This is a genomic window from Paenibacillus sp. AR247 (genome assembly GCF_002968895.1).
GTDB lineage: Bacteria > Bacillota > Bacilli > Paenibacillales > Paenibacillaceae > Paenibacillus_AQ > Paenibacillus_AQ favisporus.
The window spans coordinates 1-1,089 of sequence record NZ_PCZT01000093.1; the positions used below are offsets into that span (position 1 = coordinate 1).

Sequence of the window (1,089 nt, forward strand, 5' to 3'; positions counted from 1 at the left end):
ATACTTTCAGGAATGGACCGATGCTCCTCTGCGGGTCATCGTCATTTCGATCGACCGGTATAAGGCGTGGGCGGAGAACGTTTCGGACAACGACCGTTTTTTGTATAAATACGCCATGCTGAATATTGTGGAGGAACTGCTTGCGAGCGCCTACCGCAGTGTGAATCTTGACCTTGGAAGAGATAAACTAGCCCTGCTGGTGCAGCACGCATCCGGCCGTGAGGGGCAGGAGCCTGATCTCCTGCATCGGCTTAGCGACGCCACACGCATGGTGCAGGGAATGCTGCGAACGGACATATCGATTGGTGCCAGCCTGCCATTCGATGACATTCTGAAGCTGAGGCTTGCGTTTTATGAGGCACAGTCTGCCGTCAGTTACCGTCTCTACCTCGGCTACCGCACAGTTATTCCGTACAGGGAAATCGAGATGTCCGGACATTCGGCGGAACCGATACAGGATGCGGCCCAAACGGCGAATCTGCTTGAAGCGGTGCAGTCGGGTTCAACGGAGCCGGTGCTCCGAATTATCGGACGACTTGGCGAACACCTGGGCAACCAGGAACCTTCACCTTCCGAAGCGCTGGCATTTTTGACGACGATCCGGAAGGGTCTGCTCAAATTGGATGGTATAAAATCCGGCACAGGATGGGATGAGGCGGAGGTTGTGCTGGAGCTCGAGACGCTGGATCTCAGCGAAATCCTTCTTTTGCTGGAAAGGGAGGCCTGCCGTCTTGCGGACCACTTCCGAAGTTTAAGCGGCAGCAAAGAATTCATGATGGTCCAGCAGATGGTCGATTTCATGAACCGCCATTTGGACGGAAATATCGGCGTGCAGGAAATCGCCGCTTCCGTTCCGATCAGCGTGAGCCTGGCCAGCCAATTGTTCAAACAGGAAATGGGCGAAACCATTCACGATTATCTTACAAGGCTGCGTGTCGAGCGTGCCGGCGAGCTGCTAATCGAAACGGATTACAAGCTATCAGAAATCGCCCGAATGGTCGGGTATCAGCATGAGAACAGTTTTATCCGGGTATTCCGCAAACTGAAGGACATTACCCCCGGAAAATACCGTGAGCACAAGAAATATAA

At 53.4% G+C, this 1,089-nt stretch carries 1 protein-coding gene; it reads left to right on the forward strand.

Going from position 1 to position 1,089, the window contains the following annotated elements:
• Nucleotides 1-1,089, forward strand: a 1,089-nt coding sequence (locus tag CPT76_RS36225) for a helix-turn-helix domain-containing protein (RefSeq protein ID WP_146116581.1), incomplete at both ends; no start/stop codon positions are given.